The organism is Bradyrhizobium sp. SZCCHNR3119 (genome assembly GCF_032487775.1).
Lineage (GTDB): Bacteria > Pseudomonadota > Alphaproteobacteria > Rhizobiales > Xanthobacteraceae > Bradyrhizobium.
Genome location: NZ_JAUEUV010000001.1, coordinates 2,728,900 through 2,754,409 on the forward strand (window position 1 = coordinate 2,728,900; position 25,510 = coordinate 2,754,409).

Annotated in this window: 23 protein-coding genes; 13 read left to right on the plus strand and 10 right to left on the minus strand. The window is 65.0% G+C overall.

Annotated elements, in window-relative coordinates:
* From QX034_RS12710 to coaA, 6 genes are all read left to right on the plus strand, one after another.
* Positions 1-525, plus strand: a complete 525-nt coding sequence (locus tag QX034_RS12710) for a DUF2628 domain-containing protein (protein ID WP_315702249.1) — start codon at positions 1-3, stop codon at positions 523-525.
* Entirely contained in the window at positions 522-1,172 is a 651-nt protein-coding gene (hisH, locus tag QX034_RS12715; RefSeq protein WP_315702248.1) for an imidazole glycerol phosphate synthase subunit HisH, read from the plus strand. The genes QX034_RS12710 and hisH overlap by 4 nt, the downstream gene beginning before the upstream one ends.
* Before the next feature lie 65 nt (positions 1,173-1,237).
* Positions 1,238-1,975: a 1-(5-phosphoribosyl)-5-[(5-phosphoribosylamino)methylideneamino]imidazole-4-carboxamide isomerase gene (hisA, locus tag QX034_RS12720; protein WP_315703139.1), complete on the plus strand. Its 738-nt coding sequence runs from the start codon at positions 1,238-1,240 to the stop codon at positions 1,973-1,975.
* 11 nt (positions 1,976-1,986) lie between these two features.
* A complete protein-coding gene (hisF, locus tag QX034_RS12725; RefSeq protein ID WP_315702247.1) occupies positions 1,987-2,763 on the plus strand; it encodes an imidazole glycerol phosphate synthase subunit HisF in 777 nt (258 codons plus the stop codon).
* An 81-nt stretch (positions 2,764-2,844) separates the two neighbouring features.
* On the plus strand, positions 2,845-3,168 hold the full coding sequence (locus tag QX034_RS12730) for a phosphoribosyl-ATP diphosphatase (protein ID WP_315702246.1): 324 nt from the start codon (positions 2,845-2,847) through the stop codon (positions 3,166-3,168).
* Between the two features lie 46 nt (positions 3,169-3,214).
* Positions 3,215-4,171, plus strand: a complete 957-nt coding sequence (coaA, locus tag QX034_RS12735) for a type I pantothenate kinase (RefSeq protein WP_315702245.1) — start codon at positions 3,215-3,217, stop codon at positions 4,169-4,171.
* 12 nt (positions 4,172-4,183) lie between these two features.
* Here the strand turns inward: coaA and QX034_RS12740 are convergent, their stop codons facing one another.
* The 3 genes from QX034_RS12740 to QX034_RS12750 form a co-directional block, all read right to left on the minus strand.
* Complete coding sequence (locus QX034_RS12740; protein WP_315702244.1) at positions 4,184-6,424, minus strand: PAS domain-containing hybrid sensor histidine kinase/response regulator; 2,241 nt, start codon at positions 6,422-6,424, stop codon at positions 4,184-4,186.
* 134 nt (positions 6,425-6,558) lie between these two features.
* Positions 6,559-7,029, minus strand: coding sequence for a hypothetical protein (locus QX034_RS12745; protein ID WP_316195446.1), 471 nt, complete (start codon positions 7,027-7,029; stop codon positions 6,559-6,561).
* 94 nt (positions 7,030-7,123) lie between these two features.
* Entirely contained in the window at positions 7,124-8,662 is a 1,539-nt protein-coding gene (locus tag QX034_RS12750; RefSeq protein WP_315702242.1) for a YifB family Mg chelatase-like AAA ATPase, read from the minus strand.
* 227 nt (positions 8,663-8,889) lie between these two features.
* Here QX034_RS12750 and QX034_RS12755 point away from each other — a divergent pair, with 227 nt between their 5' ends.
* Positions 8,890-10,866, plus strand: a complete 1,977-nt coding sequence (locus QX034_RS12755; protein ID WP_315767755.1) for a putative bifunctional diguanylate cyclase/phosphodiesterase — start codon at positions 8,890-8,892, stop codon at positions 10,864-10,866.
* 162 nt (positions 10,867-11,028) lie between these two features.
* Complete coding sequence (locus QX034_RS12760) at positions 11,029-12,036, plus strand: DUF2336 domain-containing protein (protein ID WP_315702241.1); 1,008 nt, start codon at positions 11,029-11,031, stop codon at positions 12,034-12,036.
* Position 12,037: 1 nt separating this feature from the next.
* Here QX034_RS12760 and gshB read toward each other — a convergent pair whose 3' ends face one another.
* Genes gshB through rsmI form a run of 3 tightly spaced genes read right to left on the minus strand, consistent with a single transcriptional unit; the run spans position 12,038 to position 14,418 of the window.
* Complete coding sequence (gene gshB / locus QX034_RS12765) at positions 12,038-12,979, minus strand: glutathione synthase (RefSeq protein WP_315761546.1); 942 nt, start codon at positions 12,977-12,979, stop codon at positions 12,038-12,040.
* 28 nt (positions 12,980-13,007) lie between these two features.
* On the minus strand, positions 13,008-13,460 hold the full coding sequence (locus tag QX034_RS12770; RefSeq protein WP_315702239.1) for a YraN family protein: 453 nt from the start codon (positions 13,458-13,460) through the stop codon (positions 13,008-13,010).
* Entirely contained in the window at positions 13,447-14,418 is a 972-nt protein-coding gene (gene rsmI, locus QX034_RS12775) for a 16S rRNA (cytidine(1402)-2'-O)-methyltransferase (RefSeq protein WP_315702238.1), read from the minus strand. The genes QX034_RS12770 and rsmI overlap by 14 nt, the downstream gene beginning before the upstream one ends.
* Positions 14,419-14,641: 223 nt before the next feature.
* Between rsmI and QX034_RS12780 the strand changes: the two genes are divergently transcribed.
* Entirely contained in the window at positions 14,642-15,844 is a 1,203-nt protein-coding gene (locus QX034_RS12780; protein ID WP_315702237.1) for a penicillin-binding protein activator, read from the plus strand.
* A gap of 67 nt (positions 15,845-15,911) precedes the next feature.
* On the opposite strand, the gene hemW is transcribed toward QX034_RS12780, so the two are convergent.
* Genes hemW through rph form a run of 3 tightly spaced genes read right to left on the minus strand, consistent with a single transcriptional unit; the run spans position 15,912 to position 18,404 of the window.
* On the minus strand, positions 15,912-17,063 hold the full coding sequence (hemW, locus tag QX034_RS12785) for a radical SAM family heme chaperone HemW (RefSeq protein ID WP_316195447.1): 1,152 nt from the start codon (positions 17,061-17,063) through the stop codon (positions 15,912-15,914).
* On the minus strand, positions 17,056-17,694 hold the full coding sequence (gene rdgB, locus QX034_RS12790; RefSeq protein WP_315702235.1) for an RdgB/HAM1 family non-canonical purine NTP pyrophosphatase: 639 nt from the start codon (positions 17,692-17,694) through the stop codon (positions 17,056-17,058). Before rdgB ends, hemW begins: the two co-directional genes overlap by 8 nt.
* Positions 17,691-18,404: a ribonuclease PH gene (rph, locus tag QX034_RS12795; RefSeq protein ID WP_315702234.1), complete on the minus strand. Its 714-nt coding sequence runs from the start codon at positions 18,402-18,404 to the stop codon at positions 17,691-17,693. The genes rdgB and rph overlap by 4 nt, the downstream gene beginning before the upstream one ends.
* A gap of 150 nt (positions 18,405-18,554) precedes the next feature.
* Here rph and hrcA point away from each other — a divergent pair, with 150 nt between their 5' ends.
* The 3 genes from hrcA to QX034_RS12810 all read left to right on the plus strand — a co-directional run bounded on the left by hrcA (position 18,555) and on the right by QX034_RS12810 (position 22,106).
* Positions 18,555-19,643, plus strand: a complete 1,089-nt coding sequence (gene hrcA, locus QX034_RS12800) for a heat-inducible transcriptional repressor HrcA (RefSeq protein WP_315702233.1) — start codon at positions 18,555-18,557, stop codon at positions 19,641-19,643.
* A gap of 133 nt (positions 19,644-19,776) precedes the next feature.
* Positions 19,777-20,400 carry a nucleotide exchange factor GrpE gene (gene grpE / locus QX034_RS12805; RefSeq protein WP_315702232.1) on the plus strand — a complete coding sequence of 208 codons (624 nt, stop codon included), beginning with the start codon at positions 19,777-19,779 and terminating at the stop codon, positions 20,398-20,400.
* A 185-nt stretch (positions 20,401-20,585) separates the two neighbouring features.
* Complete coding sequence (locus tag QX034_RS12810; protein WP_315728093.1) at positions 20,586-22,106, plus strand: hypothetical protein; 1,521 nt, start codon at positions 20,586-20,588, stop codon at positions 22,104-22,106.
* A gap of 12 nt (positions 22,107-22,118) precedes the next feature.
* Here QX034_RS12810 and QX034_RS12815 read toward each other — a convergent pair whose 3' ends face one another.
* A complete protein-coding gene (locus QX034_RS12815) occupies positions 22,119-23,057 on the minus strand; it encodes a hypothetical protein (RefSeq protein ID WP_315728091.1) in 939 nt (312 codons plus the stop codon).
* 426 nt (positions 23,058-23,483) lie between these two features.
* On the opposite strand from QX034_RS12815, the gene dnaK reads away from it, so the two are divergent.
* Complete coding sequence (gene dnaK, locus QX034_RS12820) at positions 23,484-25,379, plus strand: molecular chaperone DnaK (RefSeq protein WP_315702229.1); 1,896 nt, start codon at positions 23,484-23,486, stop codon at positions 25,377-25,379.
* The last annotated feature ends 131 nt before the right edge of the window (positions 25,380-25,510 follow it).

Sequence of the window (25,510 nt, forward strand, 5' to 3'; positions counted from 1 at the left end):
ATGCCGGTCTACACCGTTCACGCTCCTCTCGCGGCCGGAGCCGATCTGCGCTCGACCGACCGTTTCGTGTTCGTGCGCGACGGCTTCCATCTGTGGGCGGCCGTCTTGAGCGTGCTCTGGCTTGCCTGGCACCGGTTGTGGCTCGGGCTGATCGGCTGGGTCGTCCTGGTTGCAGCTGTCGATGTCGTCCTGCGCCGAGTTGGGATCGGTTGGGGTACGGTCGTTGTCGCCGATATCCTGCTCGCGATCCTGTTGGGCTTCGAGGCGTCCAGTCTCAAACGCTGGAGTTTTTCGCGCGGGAATTGGCGGCAGCTCGACATCGTGATCGGCGACGATCTCGATTCGGCTGAGCGGCGTTTCTTCGAGCGCTGGGCCGCGCGTCGCGGCGCCACAAATTACGACAATCACACCGTCGATCGCGGCGCACCGCCGCCGACGCGTGACAATGGCAATGCGCTTCGGCCGCCGCCGCTGCCGCATGCCAGCATCATTGGCTTGTTTCCGGAACCGGGAGGTGGACGATGAGTGTTGCGATCATCGATTACGGATCCGGCAATCTGCATTCGGCGGCCAAGGCTTTCGAGCGCGCCGCACGTAGCATGCAAGATCCGCAGAAGATCGTCGTCACGAGCGACCCCGAAACGGTTTATCGCGCCGATCGGATCGTGCTGCCGGGCGTCGGCGCCTTCGCCGATTGCCGTCGCGGCGTCGATGCGGTCGACGGCATGTTGGAGGCGCTGAACGAGGCGGTGCGGCACAAGGCGCGGCCGTTCTTCGGGATCTGCGTCGGCATGCAGCTGATGGCATCCCGCGGCAAGGAGCATGTCATCACCGAGGGCTTCGACTGGATCGCGGGCGATGTCGAAAAGATCGTGCCGCGCGACGAGAGTTTGAAGATTCCGCACATGGGCTGGAATACGCTCGATCTCGTGCAGGAACATCCGGTGCTGGAGCGGCTGCCGCTCGGGCCGAACGGGCGGCACGCCTACTTCGTGCACTCCTATCATCTGAACGCGGCAAATGAGAACGACGTGTTGGCGCGCGCCGACTATGGCGGGCCGATCACCGCGATCGTCGCCAAGGACACTGCGATCGGCACCCAATTTCACCCGGAGAAGAGCCAGCGCTTCGGGCTCGCGCTGATCTCCAACTTCCTGAAGTGGAAGCCGTAGGTCTTGCTGCCCTCTCCGCCCGCTGCTGCGCGGAGAGGAGCGGCATGCTTGAAAGATTTTCTCTGATGATCCTGTTTCCCGCCATCGACCTTAAGAATGGCCAATGCGTTCGCCTCGAGCAGGGCGACATGGCGCGCGCGACCGTGTTCAATCTCGATCCCGCCGCGCAGGCCAAGAGCTTCGCCGACCAGGGTTTCGAGTATCTCCACGTCGTCGACCTCGACGGTGCCTTTGCTGGCAAGCCGGTCAATGCGCAAGCTGTCGAAGCGATGCTGGCGGCGGTCAAGATGCCGGTGCAACTCGGCGGCGGCATCCGCGATCTCAAGACCGTGGAAGCCTGGCTCGTCAAGGGCATCACCCGCGTCATCATCGGCACGGCGGCGGTGCGCGATCCCGGGCTGGTGAAGACCGCGGCGAAGGCCTTTCCGGGCCGCGTCGCCGTCGGCCTCGACGCGCGCGACGGCAAGGTCGCGGTCGAAGGCTGGGCCGAGACCTCCGAGGTCACGGCGCTCGACATCGCCCGCCGCTTCGAGGACGCAGGCGTTGCCGCCATCATCTTCACCGATATTGCGCGCGACGGCCTGCTGAAGGGACTGAACCTCGATGCGACCATCGCGCTTGCCGACCAGATCTCCATTCCCGTGATTGCCTCGGGAGGGCTTGCCTCGATCGAGGACGTCAAGGCGATGCTGTCGCCGCGCGCCAGCAAGCTGGAAGGCGCGATCGCCGGCCGTGCGCTGTACGATGGCCGGCTCGACCCCGCTGCCGCGCTCGATCTGATCCGCCGCGCACGCGCCGCGTAGGAGAAACCGCCATGTTCAAGGTTCGTGTCATTCCCTGCCTCGACGTCAAGGACGGACGGGTGGTCAAGGGCGTGAATTTCGTCGATCTGCGCGATGCCGGCGATCCGGTCGAAGCGGCCATCGCCTATGATGCGGCCGGCGCCGACGAGCTCTGCTTTCTCGATATCACTGCGACCCACGAAAACCGCGGCATCATGCTGGATGTCGTCCGGCGCACGGCGGAAGCCTGCTTCATGCCGGTCACCGTCGGCGGCGGCGTCCGCACCATCGACGATATCAGGACCCTGCTGCGCTCCGGCGCCGACAAGGTCTCGATCAATTCTGCGGCAGTGGCCCGGCGCGAATTCGTCAAGGAAGCGGCCGAAAAGTTCGGCGAGCAGTGCGTCGTGGTCGCGATCGACGCCAAGCGCGTAGCCCGCCCGGGCGGTTCGGAGCGTTGGGAGATCTTCACCCATGGCGGGCGGAAATCGACCGGGATCGATGCGCTGGAATATGCCCAGGAGGTGGTCGCGCTCGGGGCCGGCGAAATTCTTCTGACCTCGATGGATCGTGACGGCACCAAACAGGGCTTCGACATTCCGCTGACCCGCGCGATTGCCGACAGCGTGCCGGTGCCGGTGATCGCCTCGGGAGGCGTCGGTAATCTCGACCACCTGGTCCAGGGTATCCGGGAAGGCCACGCCACCGCCGTGCTGGCGGCATCGATCTTCCATTTCGGGGAATTTACAATCCGTGAGGCCAAGGATCACATGGTCCGCGCCGGCCTGCCGATGCGGCTGGATCCCTGAGGACTTCGCGTCGCAAAACTGCTACATAGGAACCCTAGCGTCCGCTCTCCTGCCGCGGGCGTCTGTATCGAGTACCGACTGATGCCCCGTTTCACGGTCCACGATCTCGCCGCCATCATCGATGCCCGCGCAGAGGCGGGTGGCGAAGCGTCCTATACCCGCAAGCTGCTCGACAAAGGTCCGCAGCACTGCGCCAAGAAGATGGGCGAAGAGGCTGTCGAAACCGTGATCGCTGCGGTCGAGAACGATCGCGATCATTTCATCGCCGAAAGCGCCGATCTGCTGTTTCATCTGTTGGTGTTGCTGAAGTCGCGCGGCGTCCGCCTCGAAGAGGTCGAGGCGACCCTGGCCAAACGAACCGGGATGTCCGGGCTGGAAGAAAAGGCGTCACGCAAGACGGAATAGCGCAGCGGCTACTTGGGAACCGCTCGGGGGAAGCGAGGTCAGCGTCATGGATATGCGCACCACAGAACAACAATATAATCCGTACCGCATCTTCACCCGCGAGCAATGGGCGGAGCTGCGCAACGACACCCCGATGACGCTCGAGCCCGGCGAATTCTCCAAGCTGCGTTCGATGCATGATCGCCTCGACTTGCAGGAGGTCGAGGACATCTATCTGCCGCTGTCGCGCCTGCTGTCGATCTATGTCGATGCGATGCAGCGGCTCTATTACGCGCAGCGCCAGTTCCTCGGCATCCGCGACCGCAAGATGCCCTACATCATCGGCGTGGCTGGATCGGTGGCGGTCGGCAAATCGACCACGGCGCGCGTGCTGCAGGCGCTGCTGGCGCGCTGGTCGCCCCGGCCGAAGGTCGACCTCATCACCACCGACGGCTTCCTGTACCCCAAGGCGGTGCTGGAACGGCAGGGCCTGATGCAGAAAAAGGGCTTTCCAGAGAGCTACGACCTGCCGCTGCTGCTCGGCTTCCTCTCCGACATCAAGGCCGGACGCCATCCGGTGCGGGCTCCGGTCTACTCGCATCTGACCTATGACATCGTGCCCAATCAGTGGACCGAGATCGATCAGCCGGACATCCTGATCGTGGAAGGCGTCAATGTGCTGCAGACCGGTCCCTTGCCGCGCGATGGCAAGGCTGTGCCCGTGGTGTCGGACTTCTTCGACTTCTCCGTCTACATCGATGCTGAGGAGCCGGTGTTGCGGAACTGGTATGTGAAGCGCTTCCTGGCGCTGCGCGATACCGCGTTCCATGATCCGCGCTCCTACTTCCATCGCTACGCGCTGTTGTCGGATGAAGAGGCGACCGCGACCGCGACCGCGATCTGGGAGCGCACCAACCTCGCCAACCTCGAGGACAACATCCTGCCCACGCGGCCGCGTGCGACCCTGATCCTCAAGAAGGGTCCCGATCACGGCGTCGAGACGGTGGCACTGCGGCGGCTGTAAGGGCCGTGCCGTTCACGCCGGCACGTGGCGCGCCGCCGTCAGCGCGGCGAGCGCCTCGTCGAGCTTGTCGCGATCGAGCGGCTTGATCAGGAAGCCGTCCATGCCCGCTTCGAAACAGGCGTAGCGGTCTTCCACCAGCGTATTGGCGGTCAATGCCAGGATCGGCGTGCGCCGGCTTGGCTCAGACGCTTCTCGAGCGCGAATGCGTTTGGCAGCCTCGATGCCGTCGAGCCGCGGCATTTGCACATCCATCAGGATCAGGTCGTGCGGCGTGCCGGCGGATTTCGCGGCAAGCCAGGATTCCAAAGCCGCTTCGCCGTTGGTTGCGATCACAGTGCGATGACCCAGCCGCGTCAGGAGCGAGCGCATCAGAAGCGCATTGATCTCATTGTCTTCTGCGACAAGGATCGACAGGCCTGAGCTCGGGTTCACCGGCGTCTGTCCGTGGGATTCGATGGCGGCTTCATCGGCCAATGCGGGTGCGGTCACGTCGGTCGCAATGGCGAGACGGGCTGCGAGCGATGCCGCCCGCAAGGGTTTGACGAGATAGCCGGTGAAGGGCGAGCTCGCCTGCAGCTCGTGACGCGTGGCTGGTGTGACCAGCACGATGCGACGGGCAGTGTGGTGTCGCGCGGCTTCGCCGACCTTCAACGCCGTATCGCGCCCGATCGCCTCGTCGATCAGCACGGCGTGCCACGACCGTTCCGGCAGCAGCGCCTGTGCCGTCCCGCCATCCGATGCGAGGCAGGTTTGAGCGCCCCAGTTCTGCAACCGCCGTTCGATCAGCTCCGTCGCAAGACCCGGCGCAGCCAGCAGCATGACGGAGTGGCCGCGCAAATCCGGGCCGGCAAAGCTGTTCTGTTCGCCGCGTTCGAGCGCAGCGGGCAAGGGGACGGCAATCTCGAAGGTTGCGCCCGCACCGGGCGCACTCTCCAGCGTGATGCGGCCGCCCATGCGCCTGACGATCCGCTCGGAGATCGCAAGGCCGAGCCCGGTGCCGCCGAAGCTGCGCGCAACCCGTTCGTCGGCCTGCTCGAACTCCCGGAAGATGCGCGTCTGCGCCTCCGGCGCGATGCCGATGCCGGTGTCGCGGACGCGGAAGCTGATCTCGCCCGGCCAGATTCCCGGCTCGACGATCAGCGCGATGCTGCCTTTCTCAGTGAACTTGATCGCGTTGCCGGCGAGATTGAGCAGAACCTGACGCAGCCGCGCGGCGTCGCCGACCACGCAGGACGGCAGGCGCTCGTCGACATAGGCGGCAATCTCCAGATTCTTCGCCTGCGCCCGCGGCGCCAGCAATTCGGTGACGTCCTCGATCAGCGGCGCGAGCGCAAACGGCCGCGCCTCCAGGTCGAGCTTGCCGGCTTCGATCTTGGAATAGTCGAGCAGCTCCTCGATCAACGACATCAGTGCTTCGCCCGATGTCCTCACCGCTCTGGCGTAGGTGGTCTGCTCCGGCGTCAAAGCGGTGTCGAGCAGCAAGCCGCTCATGCCGATGATGCCGTTCAGCGGCGTGCGGATCTCGTGGCTCGCCATCGCCAGGAAGCGCGACTTGGCACGGCTCGCCGCATTGGCCTGGTCGCGGGCTTCGGCTAATGCGCGCTCGGTCTCGGTACGGTCGGTGACATCGCGGCCGACACATTGCAGCACCGCGGGCTGCCCGGCATCCGAGCGCACCAGCGCTTCCCGCCAGGCGATCCAGCGCGGTCCGATCGCGCTCTCGATGCGCTGGTCGTGAACGCGCGTGCCGTTCGGCTCGAGCGCGTTGTCGCCCTGTTCGATCAGTTCGAAGACAAAACGGCTGCCGAGCAGGTTCTCCCGATCAAGGCCTGCCATTTGACAATAAGCGTCGTTGACGAAGGTGATGCAGCCGTCCGCATCGCGCATCACGATCAGGTCACCCTGGGACTCGAACAGGCTGCGGGCTCGCTGCTCGGCTTCCTGCAGCTCCCAGTTCCGGTCGGCGAGCACCTCGTTGTGGAGCGCGAGCTTGTGGAGCTTCTTGGCGACGAAGCGTAGCCGCATGCTGAGCGTTGCGAGCGCAACGCAGGCGATCGCGAACAGAAAGCTGGCGCCGATCGCAAAGGCATGCGGATTGTAGCCCGAGTTTTCGGACAGGCTGGCCTTGATGAAGCCGTAGGCGCCGCCGAACCCGGCGGAGAAGATCATCAGCGAGCGCAGAATGGCGATCACAAGCTGGTGGCGGCGCGCGAAGCGGAGCAAGCGCAGCTTGATGCGGAAGAACCGTCCCATCGCCATACCCCTGATGAATTCGAACGTTGCCGATCAGTCCAACCAACATGCGGTTGCTATCTTGCGGAGAGCTTGAGCCGGTGTTCAGCAGCGGCGTTGCCGTGCGAACAAGGTGAACGAGGTCCTAATTCCGTTCAGAACTGCGCGTCGGCCAGGTGCGATCTGCCGCCGTGCGCGCCGACGATCAGCGCGGCCGCCTGGCGCGCGGTGACGCGCGTGAATCGGACAAATATCCGATAGTCAGCAGGGCCGTCCGCTGTGAGATAAATCCGCAACGGCGGGTTCTGTGCGGGATTGGCGGCCAGTGCGACGAACTCGGTCGCCGCCGCGGCGCCGCAGCCTTTGTCATCCGCCACCGTCCCATCGTCGACGATGACGAGATCGGCGGTCTCAGGGCTGTCCGTCAGGGCGACACGAACCGTGGCAAGCGCAGGGTCATCGGTGAAGTCGACGTGGAGGTCGGCATGAAATGGCGTAGAGCCGATCTCGACGGCGTCGGCGCCGACGACGATGCAGGGGCGAGCCGCGGAGGATAATTCGATCTTGCCGACGACCGCCGCCGTCACCGCGAGGGTGATCATCACCAGCACTTTGAAACGCAACATCACATACCCGCCAATCCCGAGCCGACAACACCGGCTGTTATGGTTGGCGGAGTGTAAAGGGAACTGGTTACCGTCCTGTTGACGGAGGAGCGGCTCAGGCCGCGTGCCGCGCTTCGTCCGCGAGCGCGCGATAGGACAAGGCTTCGGCCAGATGCAGCCGCCCGATCTTGTCGGCATGGTCGAGATCGGCGAGCGTCCGGGCGACGCGCAGCACCCGATGATAGCCGCGTGCCGACAGCCGCATGGTCTCCGCAGCTTCGCGCAGCAGCTTCTGGCCTTGCGCATCGGGCTTTGCGATCTCGTCCAGCACGGCAGCCGGCGCCTCGGCATTGGTGCGGACTTGCGGCAGGCCGGCTGCCGCGTAACGCGCAAGCTGGATGCCGCGCGCCGTTGCGACGCGCGCAGCGACCTCCTTCGAGCCCTCGGCGGCTGGCGGCAGGATCAGATCGGCTGCGGTCACCGCGGGCACTTCGATGCGCAGGTCGATGCGGTCCATCAGCGGACCGGAGATGCGCATCTGATAGTCCGCGGTGCAACGCTCGATCCGGTTGCGCTTGCAGGCATAGCCGGGCTCGAAGGCGTTGCCGCAGCGGCAGGGATTCATCGCTGCGACCAGCATGAAGCGGGCAGGATAGGTCACGCGATGGTTGGCGCGCGAGATCGAGACCTCGCCATTCTCCAGCGGCTGACGCAGCGAGTCGAGCACGCGCGGATCGAACTCCGGCAGCTCGTCCAGGAACAGCACGCCCTGATGGGCGAGAGAAATCTCGCCGGGCTTGGCGCGCAGGCCGCCGCCGGTCAGTGCCGCCATGCTGGCCGAATGATGCGGGCTGCGGAACGGCCGTCGCGAGGTCAGCGCGCCGCCCTCGATCTCGCCGGCCACCGAGGCGATCATCGAGACTTCAAGGAGCTCGGCCGGTGACAGCGGCGGCAGGATCGATGGCAACCGCGCCGCCAGCATCGACTTGCCGGCGCCGGGCGCACCGATCATCAGCAGATGATGGCCGCCTGCCGCGGCGATCTCGAGCGCCCGCTTGGCGCTCTCCTGGCCTTTGATGTCGCGCAGGTCGAGCGCGCTCGACGGCGCCTCGTGGATCTTCGGCTGCGGCCGCGACAGCACCTGCGTGCCCTTGAAATGGTTGGCGATCTGGATCAGCGAGCTTGCCGCAATGATCTGGATATCGGGGCTGGCCCAGGCCGCTTCGGCCCCGCACGCAGCCGGACAGATCAGGCCTTCCTCGCGGGCATTGGCACCGATCGCGGCCGGCAGCACGCCGGCGACAGGCGCAATCGAGCCGTCGAGGCCGAGTTCGCCCAGCACGGTGAAGCCGCTCAGCGCATCCGGCGGGATGGCGCCGATCGCGGCCATCAGGCCGAGCGCGATCGGCAGGTCGTAATGGCTACCTTCCTTGGGCAGGTCGGCTGGCGCCAGGTTCACGGTGATCCGCCGGGCCGGCAGCGCAAGACCCGACGCGATCAGCGCCGAGCGCACCCGCTCGCGCGCTTCCGAGACCGCCTTGTCCGGCAGGCCGACGATGGCAAAGGCCGGCAACCCCGGCGCAACCTGGACCTGCACGTCCACTGCGCGGGCTTCGATCCCTTCAAAGGCAACGGTAGTGACGCGCTGGACCATGCCGCCCTCCCCAACGGGTGGAAGGTAACTGAAGACGCCAGTAGCCGCAAGAACAATACATGAACACGAGGAGGCGCCGCTGCGCGGCAATCAAGGACATCCGCCGGAGCGAATTAACGTCGCCTTAGGCCCCACTCTGGATGCTCGTTCCGCGCGAGCGGATCCTCCGGGCCACAATCACCACGTCGTTCCGTCAATTCGACCATTGAAGGCCGCCAGTGCCAAGCATGCAGATCAAGGATAGCGAGCTGAGGCCGGCGGCACTTGCGAGAGCGCAGGCGACGAGCCTGCTGCAAAATATCGCCCTGACTTTGCTCTCGAACGTTGCGATCGCGGTCTCGCTCGCGCTGCTGATCTATCTCGAGCATGGAGGGACGATCATCTCCTCCTGGCTCGCCGCCGCGGTCGCCTTTGCACTGGTCCGGGCCTGGTGGATTCTGAGGATGAAATCCTCGGGAATGCTGGAAACCGATCCGCAGCGGGTGCTGCGGTCCCTGACCGTCGCGGCGTTCCTGAGCGGGCTGCTATGGTCGGTCGTGCCGCTCTGCTTCGGGGCTTTCCTCGCCACGCAGACGATATACTGCGTTGTCTTCATCATGGCCGGGACGACGACCGGCGCAATCATCCAGAGTCTCGCCTATTCGCCGCCGGCGATTGCGTTTGGCGCGCCGCTCATGGGGGCCACGCTGTCGAGGATGCTGATGTCCGGGAGCGGCGTCAGCTACATCATCGCGCTCGACGTCCTCTTCCTGACCTTGATGCTGTTCCGGGCTGCCCGCGTCGGAGAGCGCGGCTTCATCGCCAGCCAAGTCACCGCATTCGAAGCCACGGACCTTGCCTCCTCGCTTGCGGAAGCCAACAGCGAGGTGCTGCATTCCAACCGCGCGCTGGAACGCCTCGTGCGCACCGATGCGCTGACCGGGCTTGCCAACCGGAGTCACTTCCGCGACGTCGCCGACGCGGCGTGCTCCGCTGGGCGGGGCGTCGCGTTCCTGCTGTTCGACATCGACAACTTCAAGACGATCAACGACACGCGCGGCCATGAAGCCGGGGATCGCGTCCTCGCGGCGGTAGCCGACGTGCTCCGGTCCAGCTGCGAGGCAGATGACCTGCCGGTACGGCTGGGCGGCGATGAGTTTATCGTGGTGTTCCAGGGCCGTGATGTCGAGGAGCGCGCCATCGCCTTCGCCGAACGGCTCAGCGAAGGCTTGCTGCAGCCATTGGCAATCGCAGGCCAGCCACAGTCCATCAGCTGCTCGATCGGCATCGCCGCGCACCTCGACGGCGATATCGATGTCGAGGTGCTCTGCGCCCGAGCCGATGCGGCGCTCTATCGGGCCAAAGAGGATGGGCGCGCCTGCATACGCGTGTTCGACGCGCAGATGCAGATTGAGCTGGCGCTGCAGCGTTGCCTCGATCTCGAACTGCCGCAGGCCCTGGCACGCGGTGAGCTCCACCTCGAATTCCAGCCGCAGGTCGTGATGGCGACGCGCGAGGTGATCGGCTTTGAAGCCCTGCTCCGCTGGCGGCACCCGCGGGTCGGCATGATCCCGCCGCCGGAGATTGTGCGTGCTGCCGTTCGGCTACGCTTGTCGGACAAGCTCACGAGCTTCGTCGCCGAACGGGCCTGCGCATTCGTGCGGGCGCTCGACGCGAGTCACGCGCCAAACGCCAAAGTCGCGATCAACGTCTCGCCGCGCGAGTTTTCGATCCATTCGCCTGCGACAATCCTCAACGACGCAGCGCAGCGATACGGCATCGACCCGCGGCGAATCGAGATCGAAATCACCGAGGAGGCGATGTTCGATCCGAAGCGTTGCGCGCAGGAGCTGGAGCTGATCCACGCATACGGATTTGGTCTGGCAATCGATGATTTCGGCGTCGGTCACTCCTCGATCTCCAACCTGGTGGCCCTTGAGCTCGATACCATCAAGATTGATCGCTCATTCGTCCATGGCCTCACGACGAGCTGCCGAAACCAACAACTGATCACGGCAATTACCGCGGTCGCCTTGCCGCTCGGGCACAGGATCATCGCCGAGGGAGTGGAGACGGAGGAAGAGGCGCGACTGCTGCGGACGCTCGGATGCATCTACGGGCAGGGCTGGCTCTACGGTCGCCCGATGGTGGATAGCGACGCGATCGCATGGTTGACGTGCAGTCAAGGCAGCGAGGTCGGTGCCGACGCAGTCTCGGCCGCCTGATCCCTTAACGTGGCTTTAGGCGGACGCTTGCATGCTCTGGCAGGGTCGTGCCGGCGCTGCCGGTCGGGCTGACATCCTCGCGACGCAAGAGGTAAACGAACCATGACTCAAAGGCATCCGGTGCTCCCGGCGGCACGACAGGCCGCTCCTGAGAGCAGGACGATGTCCGATCTGTCGATCGAAATCTTGCGCAAGACGACCGCGCTGCTTCTGTCCGGGCCACGGCCGCACGCAGCCGAGCAACTCGATCTGTACGATCAGATCTTTGCCCGGCTGTTGCCGCAGGTCGGCGTCGAAGCGCTGGCCGAGTTAAGCGCCGCTTTGGCCTCGGTCGAGCGCGCGCCCTACGCCACCGCGCGCCTGCTGGCGAGCCATCCGGAGGTGCGTGTTGCGGCGCCGATGTTGGCGAAGGCCGCGGTGCTGTCGGAGCGTGACCTCGCGGACTTCATCAAGACCGGCAACCAGCCGCATCTGATCGCGGTCGCAAGCCGCAAGGCCATTGGTGAGCCATTGACCGAGCTTCTGATCGCGCGCAGCTATCCGGCAGTGCGCATGGCGCTGGTGCAGAATCTCACGGCGAAGTTTTCCGAGGACGGTTACCGCAGCCTGTTCAAGAGCGCCGAGCGCGACGCCGATCTCGCCGAGAAGCTCGGGGCCCGTCCCGATCTGCCGGCCAAGCTGTCCCGCGCCTTCGTGGCGGCGGCGAGCGAGGACGCGCGCGCGCGTTTCATCAAGGCGGCGCCGCCGGCCGCCAAGGCTACGCTGCAGGCGACTCCTACCCGATCCGCGGCCGCAGCGATGCGTGCCACCTGGGACTACACGCAGGTCAAGAGCGAGGTCGCTGCCCTGAACAGGACCGGCAAGCTCAGCGATTCCGCGGTCAACCGGTTCGCCGCGACCAACGACTATCCGGCCGTCATTGCCGCGCTGGCGCTGCTGTCGGACGTCAGCATCGAAACCATCGAGGCGCTGCTGGATGACGATCGCATCGGCGATCTCCTGGTCGCCTGCAAGGCATCGCGCCTGAGCTGGGCCACGACCTCGATCATCCTCCGCGGCAGGCCGGGCTGTGCGCCGATCTCCGCCGAGGATTTCGACGAAAGCCGCAAGCGTTTCGACAAGCTCGTGCTCTCCGAGGCCCAGCTGAAAGCGCGGGGCATGAAGCCTTAAATCAGCTCCGCTTCTTTTCGATCACGTCCCAGACGCGCGCCGCAATATCGGGACCGCCGAGTCGGGAAATGGCGCGGATACCGGTCGGCGAGGTCACGTTGATCTCGGTCAGGTTGCCGTCGATCACGTCGATGCCGACGAACAGCAGCCCGCGCTCGCGCAAGGCCGGCCCCAAGGTCTCGCAAATCTCGCGCTCGCGGGCGCTTAGGTCGGTCGCCTGCGCCGCGCCGCCGCGAACCATGTTGGAGCGCAGATCATCGGCCGCCGGCACGCGGTTGACGGCGCCGGCGAATTCGCCATCGACCAGGATGATGCGCTTGTCGCCGTGCTTCACCTCCGGCAGGAAGCGCTGGATCACCCAAGGCTCCTTGAACGTGACCGAGAACATGTCGAACAGCGAGCCGAAATTCATGTCTTGCGGCATCACGCGGAACACCGCCGCACCGCCATGGCCGTGCAGCGGCTTCATCACCACGGCGCCATGCTGATCGCGGAAGGCGTTGATCTCGTCGAGATCGCGCGAGATCAGGGTCGGCGGCATAAGCTGCGGGAAATTCATCACGAACAGCTTTTCCGGTGCGTTGCGGACGCTGGCCGGGTCGTTCACCACCAGCGTCTTAGGATGAATCCGCTCGAGGAAATGCGTCGAGGTGATGTAGGCGAGATCGAATGGCGGATCCTGCCGCAGCAGCACGACGTCGAACGATGTCAGCGGCGTCGGCTTCGGCTCACCCAAGGTGAAGTGATCGCCGACTTGGTCACGCACGGTCAGCGCCTGCACGGGCGCGACCAGCTCCTCGCCGCGCAAGGAGAGCTTGTCGGGCGTGTAGTAGGATAGGCCATGTCCGCGGCGCTGCGCTTCCAGGAGCAGCGCGAAGGTCGAATCGCCACGGACGTTGATGCGGGCGATCGGGTCCATCTGGACGGCGACATTCAATTTCATGAGGCTGGTCCTGGTCTTATGAGCGTGTTTAAGGGCTGGCGTCGAATGCGGCCAGCAGATGACGCGGCAGGCTCTTCGGCGCAATCAGAATCGCATCGAAGCGCAATTCGAATTCGGCATGTTCGGGATGCGCCATCAGCCAGGCCTGCGCGGCATCGATAATGCGCTGCTGCTGGCGCGGCGTCACCGCGTAGGCGGCGTCATCCAGGGAGGCGCGAGCCTTGACCTCGACGAAGGCGAGCAGGTTGCGCTTGCGCGCGACGATATCGATCTCGCCGTGCGGCGTGCGGAAGCGCTTAGCCAGAATGCGATAACCCTTGGCCATCAGCAACGCGGCCGCACGACTTTCGGCCGAAAGCCCGGTGCGAAAGGCGGCGACGCGCTCGGGCGCGGCGACCTTCGCAGGTTTTGCCGACGCGGCGTCAGGGCTCGCCGGGTCAGTCTTGGCAGGTGCAGTCTTGGTCGACTCAATCTTGGCCATCGGCCTCTCCGGCCCGCATGTCCTTGGTCTGCATATTCTTGGCGAGTGCCAGCGCACGGGCATAGACCTCGCGCCGCGGCCGCCCGGAGAGCTCGACCGCGTGCATGACCGCGTCCTTGACGGTCTCGGTCCGCAACTGCTCCGTCAGTAATTTATCGAGCTCATCGGATGACATGAGGCCGGCATCGCGTGCGGGCGGACCGATGACGAGGACGAATTCGCCGCGCGTCTCCAGGCTGGCGGCATTTGCGGCGAGCTCGGCGAGCGATGCGCGCGTGATCTCCTCATGCAGCTTGGTCAGCTCGCGGCAGATCGCGGCCTCGCGCGCGCCCATGATCTCGGAGAGATCGTGCAACGTGTCCTGCACTCGGCTGCCGGACTCGAACAGCACCAGCGTCGCCTCGATGCGGGCGAGTTCCGCGAGCCGGCTGCGGCGCGCCTGCTGTTTCGCCGGCAGAAAGCCTTCGAAGAAGAAGCGGTCCGTCGGAAGTGCCGCCACGTTCAGCGCCGTAAGCACGGACGAGGCGCCGGGCAACGCCGTCAGCGGATGACCGGCCGCGCAGACGGCGCGCACCAGCTTGTATCCGGGGTCGGAGATCAGCGGCGTCCCGGCGTCGGAGACCAGCGCGATCGCCGCGCCCTCGGCCAAACGCTGCAGCAGCTTTGGCCGCGCGGCTTCTGCATTGTGCTCGTGATAAGGGGTAAGTTCCGCCGAGATGGCGTAGCGTTCCGTGAGGCGCCGCGTGATCCTGGTGTCCTCGCAGGCGATCAGGTCGACACCGGCCAGGGTCTCGAGCGCACGCAGCGTGATATCGCCAAGGTTGCCGATCGGCGTTGCCACGAGGTACAAGCCAGGTCGAGCCCGTGGCGCCGGAATGCCGTGTCCCGCCACCACATAGCTGGCTTCGGCAATGTGGCCGTTGTCGATCGGTGTGTTCGGGATTGCCTTTGCGCCCATGTCCCCAATCTAGAGGGTGGATTGGGCGAATGCCACCCGCGTTCGCGACGTGCCCGTTGCCGTCGAAAGCAAGACGCAAAACAGTGAATTTGACCAGCTGTGGGGGTCCTCTAATCCTTTTGTTTTGGTTAACTATTCGTCGACAATATGCCTGAATCCGTCCCCCATGTCGGTGCGGGGGCGGATCAATCCTGGCCGGTCTCCGGCCAAGCAAAGAGATGCCATGGCGGGCCCGCGTGATCCCAATTCAGCTGCTCCGAGGCCGGAGCCCACCCGGCTCGCTCGGCGGACCGCGCTGGGCCTTATTCTCGGCGCGCCGCTGCTGTCGGCCTGCTCCAGCGTGTCCAATCCGTTCGAGCAGGCGGCCCCCGGCGGACCGCCGCAGCAGCCGGCGGTCGCAGGCAATGGCCAGGTCAAGGTCGGGCTGATTCTGCCGCTGTCGGCCTCCGGCAATGCCGGTGTTGCCGCCCTGTCGATGCGGCACGCGGCCGAGATGGCGCTGGCCGAGTTCCAGAACCCCAATATCCAGCTTCTGATCAAGGACGACGCCGGCAGTCCGCAAGGTGCACAACAGAGTGCACAACAGGCCTGTGACGAAGGCGCGGAGATCATCCTCGGGCCGCTGTTTGCCGGCTCAGTGCCGCCGACCGCACAGGTGGCGCGTGCACGGAACGTCTCGGTGATCGCCTTCTCGACGGATTCCAGCGTCGCCGGGCGCGGGGTCTATCTGCTCAGTTTTCTGCCTGAGTCCGACGTCAGTCGGATCGTCGAATATTCTGTCGGCATCGGCAAACGATCCTTTGCGGCGATGTTGCCGGACAACGCGTACGGCACGGTCGTCGAAGGCGCTTTCAAGACCGCGGTCAGCCGCAAGGGCGGCCGTATCGTTGCGTTCGAGAAATACGGACAGGATCGCGCCACCACGGCACGGACCGTGGCGCAGTCGCTCGGCGGTGCCGACGCGCTGTTGCTGGCCGATGATGGCGACGCCGTCGTCGCAACCGCCGATGCGCTCACGGCGGCGGGCGCCAATCTCCGCAACATCCAACTGCTCGGGACCGGCCTGTGGGACAATCCGCGCGTCTACGCCAGCGCCAACTTGCAGGGCGGCTTGTATGCCGCGCCGGATCCATCGGGCTTCCGCGCCTTTTCCGGCCGTTATCGCACGCGCTTCGGCTCGGAGCCGGTACGCACCGCGACGCTCGCCTATGATGCGGTGGCGCTGGTTGCGGCATTGGCGCGGACCCAAGGCCCGCAGCGCTTCGCGCCTGACGTGCTGACCAACGCATCCGGCTTTGCCGGCATCGACGGCCTGTTCCGCTTCCGCACCGACGGCACCAATGAGCGGGGGCTTGCCGTGATGCGGGTGGCATCGGCCGGTGGCCAGGCGGTTGCGGGGTCGCCGAAGAGCTTCAGCGCCACCTAAAAGATCTCGTTATTACTCGAGCATGATCTTTTTGGGAAAACCGGTCTCAACTCTTCCGGATCATGCTCTAGGCTGCGAGATCGGCCACGACTGCGTCGAGCACGGGGAACCCCTCCTGCGTCACGCGCAGCCGGCCGTCGCTATCGACGACGATCGCGCCTTCCTCGCGGAGCAGCGCAATCCGCTGCGGGTCGAGCGTACGTCCTGAAATAGCCGCGTAGCGCTTGGGATCGATGCCTTCGGCCAGCCGCAAGCCCATCAGCAGAAATTCGTCGGCGCGTTCTTCGCGGTTGAGCGCGTCGTCGATAGTCACACCATGGCCGTTGGCTTCGACCCGCATCAGCCAGGCCTCAGGGCGCTTGTCGGTCGCGGTGGCGTAGCGGACGCCGTTGATGTCGAGCCGGCCATGCGCGCCGGGTCCGATGCCGGCATATTCGTGGCCGCGCCAATAGACCAGATTGTGCCGGCATTCCGCGCCCGGTCGGGCGTGGTTGGAAATCTCGTAGGCCGGCAGGCCGTGACGGCTGCAGACCTCCTGCGTCACGTCGTAGAGTACCCGTGCCAAACCTTCGTCCGGCGTCTTCAGCTTGCCCGCGGCGTGCAGGCCGAAGAAGGGCGTGCCCTCCTCGATCGTGAGCTGGTACAGCGACAGATGCTCCGCCGCCTCGCCGATGGCGCGCTTGAGCTCCTCCGTCCACATCTGTGGCGTCTGATCGGGACGCGCGTAGATCAGGTCGAACGAATAGCGTTCGAACGTGCTGCGTGCGATCGCAACCGCATCCATGGCTTCTTGCGCCGTGTGCAAACGGCCCAGCATTTTCAGCGAGACGTCGTCGAGCGCCTGCACGCCGAGCGAGACGCGATTGACGCCGGCCGCGCGATAGCCGGCAAAGCGCGTGGCTTCGACGCTGGTCGGATTGGCTTCCAGCGTCACCTCCACATCAGCGGCGACGCGCCAATGTTTGCCGATGGCATCAAGGATGGTGCCGACGGTCTGCGGCTGCATCAGCGACGGCGTGCCGCCGCCGAGGAAGATCGATGTGACATCGCGCTGCCCAATACGTCCCGCGGTGGTCTCGATCTCGCGCGCGAACGCGCGCGCAAAGCGCTCCTGGTTAATGGCGACGTGGCGGACATGGCTGTTGAAGTCGCAATAGGGGCACTTCGACAGGCAGAACGGCCAATGCACATAGACGCCGAAAGCGGACGGATCAGGCAAGGCAGATCTCCGCAAGCTTCACGAAGGCCCGGGCACGATGCGACAGGCCGAGCCCGAGCGGCGGCAGGCCGTGCTTTTCGACCGCGGTCATCTCGCCGAATGTCCTGTCGTGGTCGTCGGGCCGGAACATGGGATCATAGCCGAAGCCTGCATTGCCGCGCGGCGGCCAGACCAGGGTGCCGTCGACGCGCGCCTCGACCTCCTCGATATGGCCGTCGGGCCAGGCCACGCACAGCGCGGAGACGAAATGCGCGCGGCGCTGCTCCGGCGACGTCGCGCCGCGTTCCTGCAACAGGCGCTCGATCTGTGTCATCGCGGCGGTGAAGTCCTTGGATGGTCCCGCCCAACGCGCCGAATAGATGCCAGGTGCGCCGTCGAGCGCCTCGACCACGATGCCGGAGTCATCGGCGAACGCCGGCAATTGCGCGGCTTTGGCCGCTGCGATCGCCTTGATGCGCGCATTGGCCTGGAACGTTTCCCCGGACTCGTCGGGTTCGCCGAGCCCCAGCTCGCCGGCCGATACTGCCTCGACCCCATGCGGCGCCAACAGCTCGCGCATCTCGGCCAGCTTGCCGGGATTGTGCGTGGCGATGACGAGGCGGCCTTCGATTTGCCGGTGCGTGTTCGTCATGCGACCGCGAGCTTTTGTAGATCGACCAGCCGGGCCACGCCCTTGCGCGCAAGCGCCATCAAGGCGAGGAACTCGGCCTCCGTGAAGGGCGTCTTCTCGGCCGTGCCCTGTACTTCGATGATGCGGCCGTCGCCAGTCATCACGAAATTGGCATCGGTCTCAGCTTCGGAATCCTCAGCATAATCGAGATCGAGCACCGGGGTTCCGTTGTAGACACCACAGGAGATCGCAGCGACATGGTCGCGCAGCACCTCGGTTTTCACCATATTGCGCGCCTTCATCCAGCTGATGCAGTCCGCGAGAGCGACCCAGGCGCCGGTGATCGATGCGGTGCGGGTGCCGCCGTCCGCCTGGAGCACGTCGCAGTCCACAGTGATCTGGCGCTCGCCGAGTGCCTCAAGGTTGATCGCGGTCCGCAGGGAGCGGCCGATCAGGCGTTGGATTTCGACCGTGCGGCCGCTCTGCTTGCCGGCCGAGGCTTCGCGCCGCGTCCGCTCCAGGGTCGCCCGCGGCAGCATGCCATATTCGGCGGTGACCCAGCCGCGGCCCTGCCCTTTCAGCCAGGGCGGCAAGCGATCCTCCAGGGTGGCAGTAACCAGCACATGGGTGTCGCCGAACTTCACTAGGCAGGACCCCTCGGCATATTTGACGACGCCACGTTCCAGGCTGACGGCGCGCAGTTCATCCGGTGCACGGCGGCTCGGCCGCATGAGAATCCTCCGAAGCAGGGTAAAATATCGGCTATGCCGAGGCCTTGTAGGGGGGGTGATCAGGACCGGCAAGGCCTTATCGTGCCCCGGACTGGCTTGCCACGGGCCTGCCGCATGGACAAATTATGGGCAATCCGGAAGGGGATAGCTGTGGCACACCACGACCCGATCAACCTGATAACACCGCCTGCCGGGCTCGCGCAGCTCAACGAGCGGTCGCGGGAGATTTTCCGGCAGATCGTCGAAAGCTATCTGGCGACCGGCGAGCCGGTCGGCTCGCGCAACCTCTCCCGCCTGATTACGGTTCCGTTGTCACCGGCCTCGGTCCGCAACGTCATGGCCGATCTCGAGCAGCTTGGCCTGATCTATGCGCCGCATACGTCCGCCGGACGGCTGCCGACTGAGCTCGGCCTGCGCTTTTTCGTCGACGCCCTGATGCAGGTGGGCGACATGACCGAAGCCGAGCGGCAATCGATCGAGGGCCAGTTGGCATCGGTCGGCCGGGCGCAATCGGTCGAGGCCGCGCTGGATGAGGCGCTGACCCGGCTCTCCGGCCTTACACGGGCGGCCGCGGTGGTCCTCACGGCCAAGTCCAATTCGCGCCTGAAGCACATCGAGTTCGTGCGGCTGGAGCCGGAACGGGCGCTGGCCGTGCTGGTGGGCGAAGATGGCCAGGTCGAGAATCGGGTCCTGACCCTGCCGCCGGGCGTTCCCTCGTCGGCTCTGACCGAGGCCTCGAACTTCCTCAATGCCCGGATCAGGGGACGGACGCTCGCCGACGCGCGGCTGGAGCTCGAGACCGCTCTGGCGCGAGATCGCGTGGAGCTTGACGAACTGGCCCAGAAGGTGATCGCCGCAGGATTTGCGAGCTGGTCCGGCGGTGACAATGATGACAGGCAGCTGATCGTTCGCGGCCATGCCAATCTCCTCGACGATCTGCACGCCCTCGAAGATCTCGAGCGCGTGCGCCAGCTGTTCGATGATCTCGAGGCCAAGCGCGGCGTGATCGATCTGCTCGGCCGGGCGGAAAATGCGGAAGGCGTCCGCATCTTCATCGGCTCCGAGAACAAGCTGTTCTCGCTGTCGGGTTCGTCGACCATCGCGGCACCTTATACCGATGCGAGGGGTCGCATCGTCGGTGTGCTCGGCGTGATCGGTCCGACGCGGCTGAATTATGCGCGGGTGATCCCGACCGTCGACTATGCCGCGCGTCTGGTCAGCCGGCTTCTGGGTGGCTGATGAGGGCAACAGCGGGGTTGCTCGACCGTGACTTCGTCGGCCAAGTCCATGCTGTGCTTGATTTTCGGCGCTCAAAGCACGATATCCCGGCCGACACACCCCCCTTCCAGTTGATTTTGCGAGAAGTCTGTCCATGACCGATCCCGACCTGCAGAAGAACGATCCGGCGAACCCGGCGCAGGCCAACGAACCCGTCGTTTCCAGGCCTTATGTGATGCCCGACGATCCCGAGACCGGCTCTGTGGAGGCATTGGCCAAGGAGGCCGCCGAGGCCCGGGACAAGATGCTGCGGACGCTGGCGGAGATGGAAAATCTGCGCAAGCGCACGGCGCGGGAAGTTGCCGACGCGCGCATGTACGGCATCACGGGCTTTGCCCGCGATGTACTCGATATCGCGGACAATCTGCAGCGTGCGCTCGATGCGGTGCCGGCAGAAGCGCGGGCCGCAGCCGACCCCGGTCTGAAAGCGCTGATCGAAGGCGTCGAGCTGACGGAGCGCTCGCTGCACAACACGCTGGAGAAGAACGGCGTGAAGAAGCTGGATCCGTCCGGCCAGAAGTTCGATCCGAATTTTCATCAGGCGATGTACGAGGTTCCTGATCCGTCGGTACCCTCCGGCACGGTCGTTCAGGTGGTCCAGGCGGGCTATACGATCGGCGAGCGCGTGCTGCGGCCGGCCTTGGTCGGCGTATCCAAGGGCGGACCGAAGGCTGCGCCGGCGGCTGCAAACACGGATGAACCCAACAGCGCGGCTTGATTTTCCGCTCAGTGCTCGGCCGCTTTCGTCAACGATCGACGGATGACGAATGTGAAGCCACGGTGTCGTGCCGTGGCTTCCGGCTGCGTAGCGATCGCAACGCGGTCCGGATCTTCTCCGGAGCTCCTGAAACAAAGCCTTAATGGCGCTTGGCTACGGTCCCGAGAGTTGCGGGGGTGTACGCCATGGCTATGAATATCCATACCGCGCCCCGGCCGATCTGCAGGCCGGAGGTGGACCGGACCTTAGCCCTGCAATGGGGCGCGATCGTTGCGGCGTTCAGCGCAGCGATCGTGATGCGCCACATTGTGGCGGCGAGCCCCGACGTGAGCTGGCTGCTGATTGCGGGCGAGCGCTGGCTCGACGGGCAGCGGCTATATTCCGAAATCCTGGAGACGAACCCGCCCATGGCGGTCTTCGTCTATCTCCCCGGGATCCTGATTGCCCGCGCCCTTGGCTGGAATGCTGAGGACGTCGTCGATGGCCTCGTGTTCCTGGCCATCGCTCTGTCTCTCGGTCTGAGCGCTCTCATCCTGCGAAAATCGACCGTTATCGGGGCGAGACAGGGCTGGGTCCTTGCAATCACTGCCGTTCTCGTCCTGGCGGTCTTGCCGGTCCAGTCCTTTGGACAGCGCGAGCATATCGCCGTGATCGAGATGATCCCTGCGATGGCTGCTCTTGCGCTGCGCCTAAACCGCGAAACTCCGCCCGCATGGACGATCGGGATAACAGGCGTCGGCCTTGGCTTGGCACTGTGTTTCAAGCCTCATTTCGCGCCTGCAATGTTCTGCTGTCTGCTTGTGGCGGCAGCGTCTGCGAGATCGTGGCGAGTGCTCGTCGCACCGGAGAACATTGTCGCTGTCGGTGTGATCCTCGCCTACAGCGTCTGCACGATCTGGTTCTTCCCCGAATACTTCACCTTTATCGTGCCGCTGATCCGCGACGTCTACTCGATCGGACAGCCGATGGGCGCCATGTTGATGAAGCCGGCCGTCCCATTGTTGGGCCTCACCTTGATCGCGACGCTCGTGCAGAAGCGATGCAAAGCTATGACGCCGACATTGCTCCTTTTGCTGGCCGCGTCCGTCTGCTTCGGAATCGTCTATCTGTTGCAGCGTAAGGGCTGGCCATACCACGCCTATCCGATGCTGGCCTTTTCCTGGCTCGGGTTCGGCTATGCCATCTCGTTCAGCGAGGATGGCTTCGACGCCGTTCCTCGCGGGCTTCGCCCTGGCGAGCTTGCCGCATGTGGGGCTCTGTTCCTGGCCGCGATGGTGTGGTTCAATCTGGGGATGGATGCGCGCTTCTTGCAGCCGGCCATTGCAAGGACAGGTCTGCAACATCCGACCATCCTGGCGATCTCGGCCGATGGAGCGATCGCTCATCCGCTGACGCGCGCGATCGGGGGCGTGTGGGCGTCGCGCGAGCAGCGGCTGCTCGTACCGAGATACGAGCAGCTGGTCAGAAGCATACCATCATCGGATTCGAACACGCTGGCAGCGCTCGCGGGATATGCGCAGCGCGAACGCGCGTGGCTGATCGAGGATTTCCGCCGAAATCGGCCCGCGATCGTGCTGGTCGACAATGCAACGGACGATTGGGCCGCCTGGATACACGACAGCCCCGAGCTCGACAGGTTGTTGCAGGGTTACCGGCTCTCGGAAACCGTCCAGAACATCGATGTCTACGTCCGCCGGGGCGGCTGACGTGGCGCTTCGTCACCCCTTCGGCTGGATTCCATCCCGCACGGCCCGGAAGCGCGGGAACGCCGCCGACCATTGATCGCGCGGAGCGCTGCCGATGATGCGCAGCGTGGTCGGACCGCCGAAGCGCAGCCACTGCACGATGGTGACGGGCGTATTGTCCTTGCCGCTGGTCGCATCGATCCGCGTCTCATAGGCCGGCAAGCCGTCGATGCGGATCGGCTCCGACATCGTCAAGCGAGCATCGCGCACGCCGGGGATCGTCGTTGCGGCTTGCTGCGCGAAGCGCCCGCGGTCGCCAGGCTCCGTCGGTGCCGCGGCAATCAGGCTGACCACCATGAAGGGGGCGGACTCGAAGCCTTTGGCTTCATCGCCATCAGCAAGGATCAGTGCGGCGCCCGGTGCCAAGGTGCGGACCGTCTTGAAACTCGCGAGCTCGGTAACCTTGAACGGCATCAGCGAGAGCTGCTCGTCGACCGGGACTTCTTTTCGGACTGCGGCGGAGGCAAACATCTGGCGAATCGCGTCGTCGGTGTAGATCTTGCTCGCGCTCTCCGGGACCTGCACGGCGACATAGCCCGAGAAGGTGCCGCCGGCGACAATCATGGAATAGCGACGCACCGGCGTGGCGCCATCCTTGCCGTTCTCGACGGTGTAGTAGCCGAGCCCGGCGGTGGTCTCGATGCTTTCCGGCTTGATGCCGCCGGTGCCGCCCGGATTGGCGGTGAAGGCGTTCTTCACTTCGCCATAGGCATCGGCGGGCAGCTCCGCGAGCAGGACCTTGACGCTGTGATCTTCGGTCTCGAAGCCGGGGAAGGACTTGGCGACGGAGAGGCCGACCAAAGGGGCCAGCCCGACGCGGGCGCCGGGTGGAAAAACCGCGTCTGCCGCGAGGACCGGCCGCAGCAGCATAGTAGACAGTGCGGCCGCAATGAGGAGTCGAAAGAACGTCATGAATCATCTGCCTCGTTAACGAATACCGCCAGATCGCCGGCTGTCGCGGTCCCCGCCGGGTGGTGGTTCGGCCGCACGCTTTTAACGGGTTTGCGGCAATGGCGACAGGCTCTTGCTCGGGATTTGAAGTTCCGCGAGCCGCGGCTGCCCTGCCCGTTTGGAATTTCCTAACCACAGCGCATGATGGCGCGTGGTCCTGGGCGGGACCGGACCGGATCCGGTCAGCCGCGAGCGCGCCTCATCGAGGGCCGTAAAAGCTTCGGTCTTTCGACCACCGAGCCGGTGGTTCGGTCCTTGCGGGCCGGTCCCCCCCTCCTATATGAGGCTCATCGTCGCAATATCGCGAGCATTTGATCTGAGGGGGTTTGGATTGGGGGCGCCGTCAGGGCCCCTCCCAACCTGCCGCAAAAAGAAGGACATGAGACCATGGGAAAGGTCATTGGGATCGATCTTGGCACCACGAATTCGTGCGTGGCCGTGATGGATGGCAAGGCGCCGAAAGTCATCGAGAATGCCGAGGGCATGCGCACGACCCCGTCGATCGTCGCCTTCAGCGATGATGGCGAGCGGCTGGTCGGCCAGCCTGCGAAGCGCCAGGCGGTGACCAATCCCGAGCGCACCTTCTTTGCGGTCAAGCGCCTCATCGGCCGCCGCTATGACGACCCGATGGTCGAGAAGGACAAGAAGCTCGTCCCCTATAAGATCGTCAAGGCCGGCAACGGCGACGCCTGGGTCGAGGCCGACGGCAAGGCCTATTCGCCCTCGCAGATTTCGGCTTTCATTCTGCAGAAGATGAAAGAGACCGCCGAGGCCCATCTCGGCCAGAAGGTCGACCAAGCCGTCATCACCGTTCCCGCTTACTTCAACGACGCCCAGCGCCAAGCCACCAAGGACGCCGGCAAGATCGCCGGCCTCGAAGTGCTGCGCATCATCAACGAGCCGACCGCAGCCGCGCTCGCCTATGGCCTCGACAAATCGAAGTCCGGCACCATCGCGGTGTACGACCTCGGCGGCGGCACCTTCGACGTCTCGATCCTGGAGATCGGCGACGGCGTGTTCGAGGTGAAGTCGACCAATGGCGACACCTTCCTCGGCGGTGAAGATTTCGACATGCGGCTGGTCAACTACCTGGCCGACGAATTCCAGAAGGAGCAGGGCATCAACCTGCGCAACGACAAGCTCGCGCTGCAGCGCCTCAAGGAGGCTGCTGAAAAGGCCAAGATCGAGCTGTCCTCGACCACGCAGACCGAGATCAACCTGCCCTTCATCACGGCCGACCAGTCCGGCCCGAAGCATCTGACGATGAAGTTGACCCGCGCCAAGTTCGAGGCGCTGGTGGCCGACCTCATCGAGAAGACGGTCGAGCCGTGCCGCAAGGCGCTGAAGGATGCCGGCCTCACCGCCGGCGAGATCGGCGAAGTGGTCCTGGTCGGCGGCATGACCCGCATGCCGAAGATCCAGGAGATGGTGAAGCAGTTCTTCGGCAAGGAGCCGCATAAGGGCGTCAACCCGGACGAGGTCGTGGCGATCGGTGCTGCGATCCAGGCCGGCGTGCTGCAGGGTGACGTCAAGGACGTGCTGCTGCTCGACGTGACCCCGCTGTCGCTGGGCATCGAGACCTTGGGTGGCGTGTTCACCCGCATCATCGACCGCAACACCACGATCCCGACCAAGAAGAGCCAGGTGTTCTCGACCGCCGAGGACAATCAGAACGCGGTCACCATCCGGGTCTTCCAGGGCGAGCGCGAAATGGCGGCCGACAACAAGATGCTCGGCCAGTTCGACCTGATGGGTATTCCGCCCGCACCGCGCGGCATGCCGCAGATCGAGGTCACCTTCGACATCGATGCCAACGGCATCGTCAATGTGTCGGCAAAGGACAAGGCCACCGGCAAGGAGCAGCAGATCCGCATCCAGGCTTCGGGCGGTCTGTCGGAAGCCGACATCGACAAGATGGTCAAGGACGCGGAAGCCAATGCCGCGGCCGACAAGAAGCGCCGCGAGGCGGTCGACGCCAAGAACCACGCCGACGCGCTGGTGCACTCCACTGAGAAGGCGCTGGCCGAGCATGGGTCGAAGGTTGCCGACAGCGAGCGTCGCGCCATCGAGGATGCCGTCAGCGATCTGAAGGAAGCGCTGAAGGGCGACGACGCGGAGGCCATCAAGGCCAAGACCAACACGCTGGCGCAGGCTTCGATGAAGCTCGGTGAGGCCATGTATAAGCAGCAGGCCGAGAGCGATGCGGCTCGCGATGCCGCCAAGGATGACGTGGTCGACGCGGAGTTCACCGAGGTCGACGACGACAAGAAGAAATCTGCTTAAGTCCAGGCAGAGGCGATGTCATGACCCCCATGCCAAAGAGCGCACGATGCGTCTCATTGGATGGGGGTCATTTTCATTGAGCCGAAGCCTGCGCGTTTCGCGCCAGCCCTTCGGCCTGACGACGTTCGGGC

What these genes read in the sequence shown, in the direction of transcription:
- grpE (WP_315702232.1), top strand. Translation starts at nt 19,777, where the DNA reads ATGACCGATCCCGACCTGCAGAAGAACGATCCGGCGAACCCGGCGCAG.
- QX034_RS12750 (WP_315702242.1), bottom strand. Translation starts at nt 8,662, where the DNA reads ATGGTCCAGCGCGTCACTACCGTTGCCTTTGAAGGGATCGAAGCCCGC.
- QX034_RS12760 (WP_315702241.1), top strand. Translation starts at nt 11,029, where the DNA reads ATGTCCGATCTGTCGATCGAAATCTTGCGCAAGACGACCGCGCTGCTT.
- rph (WP_315702234.1), bottom strand. Translation starts at nt 18,404, where the DNA reads ATGCGGCCGAGCCGCCGTGCACCGGATGAACTGCGCGCCGTCAGCCTG.
- hisA (WP_315703139.1), top strand. Translation starts at nt 1,238, where the DNA reads ATGATCCTGTTTCCCGCCATCGACCTTAAGAATGGCCAATGCGTTCGC.
- QX034_RS12745 (WP_316195446.1), bottom strand. Translation starts at nt 7,029, where the DNA reads ATGTTGCGTTTCAAAGTGCTGGTGATGATCACCCTCGCGGTGACGGCG.
- gshB (WP_315761546.1), bottom strand. Translation starts at nt 12,979, where the DNA reads ATGAAATTGAATGTCGCCGTCCAGATGGACCCGATCGCCCGCATCAAC.
- QX034_RS12770 (WP_315702239.1), bottom strand. Translation starts at nt 13,460, where the DNA reads ATGGCCAAGATTGAGTCGACCAAGACTGCACCTGCCAAGACTGACCCG.
- rdgB (WP_315702235.1), bottom strand. Translation starts at nt 17,694, where the DNA reads ATGACGAACACGCACCGGCAAATCGAAGGCCGCCTCGTCATCGCCACG.
- QX034_RS12810 (WP_315728093.1), top strand. Translation starts at nt 20,586, where the DNA reads ATGGCTATGAATATCCATACCGCGCCCCGGCCGATCTGCAGGCCGGAG.
- QX034_RS12755 (WP_315767755.1), top strand. Translation starts at nt 8,890, where the DNA reads ATGCAGATCAAGGATAGCGAGCTGAGGCCGGCGGCACTTGCGAGAGCG.
- QX034_RS12730 (WP_315702246.1), top strand. Translation starts at nt 2,845, where the DNA reads ATGCCCCGTTTCACGGTCCACGATCTCGCCGCCATCATCGATGCCCGC.
- QX034_RS12815 (WP_315728091.1), bottom strand. Translation starts at nt 23,057, where the DNA reads ATGACGTTCTTTCGACTCCTCATTGCGGCCGCACTGTCTACTATGCTG.
- dnaK (WP_315702229.1), top strand. Translation starts at nt 23,484, where the DNA reads ATGGGAAAGGTCATTGGGATCGATCTTGGCACCACGAATTCGTGCGTG.
- QX034_RS12740 (WP_315702244.1), bottom strand. Translation starts at nt 6,424, where the DNA reads ATGGGACGGTTCTTCCGCATCAAGCTGCGCTTGCTCCGCTTCGCGCGC.
- hisF (WP_315702247.1), top strand. Translation starts at nt 1,987, where the DNA reads ATGTTCAAGGTTCGTGTCATTCCCTGCCTCGACGTCAAGGACGGACGG.
- QX034_RS12710 (WP_315702249.1), top strand. Translation starts at nt 1, where the DNA reads ATGCCGGTCTACACCGTTCACGCTCCTCTCGCGGCCGGAGCCGATCTG.
- hisH (WP_315702248.1), top strand. Translation starts at nt 522, where the DNA reads ATGAGTGTTGCGATCATCGATTACGGATCCGGCAATCTGCATTCGGCG.
- rsmI (WP_315702238.1), bottom strand. Translation starts at nt 14,418, where the DNA reads ATGGGCGCAAAGGCAATCCCGAACACACCGATCGACAACGGCCACATT.
- coaA (WP_315702245.1), top strand. Translation starts at nt 3,215, where the DNA reads ATGGATATGCGCACCACAGAACAACAATATAATCCGTACCGCATCTTC.
- QX034_RS12780 (WP_315702237.1), top strand. Translation starts at nt 14,642, where the DNA reads ATGGCGGGCCCGCGTGATCCCAATTCAGCTGCTCCGAGGCCGGAGCCC.